Origin of the sequence: Stenotrophomonas sp. 3diitr2024 (assembly GCF_042136455.1) — a bacterium.
In the GTDB taxonomy this organism is placed as follows: domain Bacteria; phylum Pseudomonadota; class Gammaproteobacteria; order Xanthomonadales; family Xanthomonadaceae; genus Stenotrophomonas; species Stenotrophomonas sepilia.
This window is the reverse complement of the sequence record NZ_JBHHMJ010000592.1, coordinates 1-3691: the sequence shown is the minus strand read 5'-3', so window position 1 is coordinate 3691 and position 3691 is coordinate 1. Positions and strand designations below refer to the sequence as shown.

Genomic DNA, 3691 nt, shown 5'->3' with positions numbered 1-3691 from the left:
GCGAGGCGTGCGTGGCATGGTTGGGCGCGCTGCGCTGAGGGATCGTGCGGACCAACGGTCCGCACCCACCAAATGCAGGTTGGCACCTGCCGGGTAGTGCCGGCCGCTGGCCGGCAACCCCAGGAAACTTCAGGCCGCGAGCTCTGCCGGCCCGCAGCCGGCACTGCCGTTCTCCGTAGAACCCACGTGCACGGTATCGACACGGGTGGTTTACACCGCCCATCCGAAGCTGGATGCCCTGCCCCGCCAAAGGTACGCCCATGGCCCGCCCGATCTGGACCGGCACGCTGTCGTTTGGCCTGCTCAACGTCCCGGTGTCGCTGATGTCAGGCGAACGCAAGGTCGATCTGCAGTTCCGCATGCTCGACTCCCGCGACCGCAAGCCGATCCGCTTCGAGCGGGTCAACGCCGATACCGGCGAGGAAGTGCCATGGAAGGACATCGTCAAAGCCTATGAGTACGACAAGGGCAGCTATGTCGTGCTGGAGGAAGGCGATATCCGGTCTGCGGCACCGGAAAGCCACGAAGCGGTGGAGGTGGAATCGTTCGTGGATGCCGCGCAGATCGACCCGCGCTACTACGAGAAACCCTACCTGCTGGTGCCCGGCAAGAAGGCCGAAAAGGGCTACGTACTGCTGCGCGAGACATTGCGCAGTACCGGCAAGGTGGGCATCGCCCGGGTGGTGGTGCGTACCCGCGAATACCTGTGCGCGGTGATGCCGCATGCGGACGCGCTGGTACTGATGATCCTGCGCTATCCGCAGGAACTGGTGGATCCCGAAGATTACAAACTGCCCACCGGAAAGCTCGCCGATTACCGCATCAGCAGCAGGGAAACGGCGATGGCCGAGCAGTTGATCGAGTCGATGTCCGGTGATTGGGATCCGTCGCAGTACCACGACGAATTCCGCGAGCGCCTGCAGCAGGTGCTGAACAAGCGCATCAAGTCCAAGGGCGGTACCACACGGGTGGAGGATGAACCTGCACCGCGTGAGGACGCCAGCACCAACGTGGTCGATTTCATGGCACTGCTGCAGAAGAGCCTGGATGCGAACAAGCGTACGCCTGCGAAGAAGACGGCAACGCGGAAAGCAGCCACCAAGCCGACGGTAAAGAAAGCCGCAAAGAAGGCAACGAAGAAGGCCGCAAAGAAAACCGCTGCACGGCGCAAGGCAGGTTGAGCCATGTCGTTGCACCAGTACCGGCGAAAGCGCCGGCTTGGCGGTGGCCTCGGGCAGACACCGGAACCTGACGACACACCCGCACACGGCAACCCGAAGCGGCGGCCGATCTTTGTCATACAGCTGCACCATGCCACTTCGCGGCACTATGACTTCCGCCTTGAGATGGACGGTGTGCTGAAAAGCTGGGCGGTGCCGAAGGGTCCTTCGCTTCGCGCTGGTGACAAGCGGCTGGCCGTGGAAGTGGAAGACCATCCGCTGTCCTACGCCGGTTTCGAAGGAGATATTCCCGAAGGCCACTACGGCGCTGGCCACGTGGAGGTCTTCGATCACGGCACATGGGCCTGCGAAGGCGATCCACTGCAGGCACTGGCAGCGGGAAAGATCGACTTCGTGCTGCATGGGCAACGCCTGGCTGGCGGCTGGAAGCTGGTGCGTACAGCGATGAAGGGACGCCAGGTACAGTGGTTGTTGATCAAACGCGACGACGAGGAAGCGCGTGATGCCGAAGCAGATGATCTGCTCCAATCCCCCATGCCGAAACGCACATCCGCAGTGAGCAAGCGCACGGTGGGCAAGTCAACGCGCGCCGCACCGGCTGCACGATCGGCGACCCGCAAGGCCGATGCGCGTTGGCATGCGCGAGCGCTGAACCTGGACGGCGCGCGTGACACGCCCTACCCGCTTGCTTTCAAGCCACAGTTGACCGATCATCGCGACAGTGCACCGGACGGCGAGCGCTGGTTGCATGAGATCAAGTGGGATGGCTATCGCCTGCTGGCCGATCTGCACGAAGGCAAGGTGACGCTGCGCTCCCGCAACGGCCTGGATTGGACCGGTGATTTCCCCGAGGTGGTACAGGCCGTGCAGGCACTGCCGGTGCGGGATGCGCGCCTGGACGGTGAGCTGGTGGTGCTGGACCGGGATGGACGCAGCGACTTCGCCGCGCTGCAGCGCGTGATCGACGGGAGTTCGAAGCAACCGTTGCGCTACATCGTTTTCGATCTGCCGGGTGTGGCCGGCGTGGACATCAGTCGTTCACCGCTGCTGGAGCGCAAGGCGCTGCTGAAGGATCTCATCGGTCCCACGCCCGGAACCCTGGCCTTCAGCGAGCACGTGATCGACCATGGCCCGCAGGTATTCGATGCCAGCGGCAAGGCGGGATTCGAAGGCATCGTCAGCAAGCAGGTGGATGCGCCCTACGTGAACACCCGTGCACGCAGCTGGGTGAAGGTGAAGCACGAAGACACCGACGAGTTCGCGATTGTCGGCTACACGGCACCGAAGGGCTCCCGGGTGGGGTTCGGCTCGCTGCTGCTGGCGACGCCGGACAAGGGCGGCTTGCGCTATGTGGGCCGCGTTGGCACCGGCTTCGACGACGAAAGCCTGCGCGCGCTGCACAAGGCGCTGCAGCCGTTGGCGGTGAAGGCGCCTGTGCTGCAGCTGCCGGCGCACGTGCCGTTCCGCGCCGCCAGCGTGTGCTGGGTGAAGCCGGTGACGGTGGCGGAGGTGGCATTCCGTGGCTGGGGCAAGGAAGGCCTGCTGCGCCAGGCCAGTTTCAAGCGGCTGCGCAGCGACAAGCAGAAGGAGGACCTGGGAGTGGCCGTCTCGAGTGCTGAAGCCGGGGGCGAGGTCCAGATCACCCATCCAGAGCGGGTGGTGTTCCCAAGGCAGAAGCTCAGCAAGGGCGACGTGGCGGACTACTACCAGCGCGTGGCGCGCTGGATCCTGCCCGAAATTGTCGGGCGGCCCTTGTCACTGCTGCGCTGCCCGGATGGCGTGGGCAAGGCCTGCTTCTTCCAGAAGCACCATGGCCCCGGCCTGGGCGATGCCGTGCACGCGGTGCCCCTTCAGCAGAAGAGCGGCCGCGAGGACTACGTCTACATCGACGATGTGCGGGGCCTGCTGCAACTGGTGCAGATGAACACCCTGGAGCTGCATCCGTGGGGCGCGACCGTGGCCGATCCCGAGCACCCGGATCGCTTGGTGTTCGATCTCGATCCCGGTGAAGGGGTGGGTTGGGCAGAGGTGAAAGCTGCTGCGCGTGATGTCCGTGACCGCCTGCAGGAAGTCGGTCTGAAGAGTTTCGTGCGGCTGTCCGGTGGCAAGGGCGTGCACGTGGTGGTGCCGCTGCGGCCCAAGGCCGACTGGGAACAGGCCAAGGCGTTCTGTGAGGCGTTCGCCCGGGCGATGGCGGAGCGGGCGCCGGACCGCTACGTGGCAACAATGAGCAAGGCCAAGCGTGGTGGCGTCATTTTCATCGACTGGCTGCGCAATACGCGGGGTGCCACCAGTGTGTGCTCGTGGTCGTTGCGTGCGCGCGATTCCGCCGGCGTGGCAGTACCGCTGCGCTGGGATGAACTGGCTCGTATCAATGCCGCCGACGCATTTCCCATGGGCAAAGCGCTGGCGAGGGCGCAACGCCTGAAGAGTGACCCATGGCAGGGCATCGCGCAGTTGAAGCAGACGCTGCCGTCGCTGAAGCGGTAGTGCCGGCCGCTGGCCGGCAA

The 3691-nt window shown here is 64.8% G+C and carries 2 protein-coding genes; both read left to right on the top strand.

The window, feature by feature from the left end:
* Positions 1–260 precede the first annotated feature (260 nt).
* Positions 261–1181, top strand: a complete 921-nt coding sequence (locus ABGA94_RS15345; RefSeq protein ID WP_111178698.1) for a Ku protein — start codon at positions 261–263, stop codon at positions 1179–1181.
* A gap of 3 nt (positions 1182–1184) precedes the next feature.
* Positions 1185–3671 (top strand): DNA ligase D, encoded by a 2487-nt coding sequence (gene ligD, locus ABGA94_RS15340; RefSeq protein WP_375367702.1) that lies wholly within the window; start codon positions 1185–1187, stop codon positions 3669–3671.
* Positions 3672–3691: the final 20 nt, after the last annotated feature.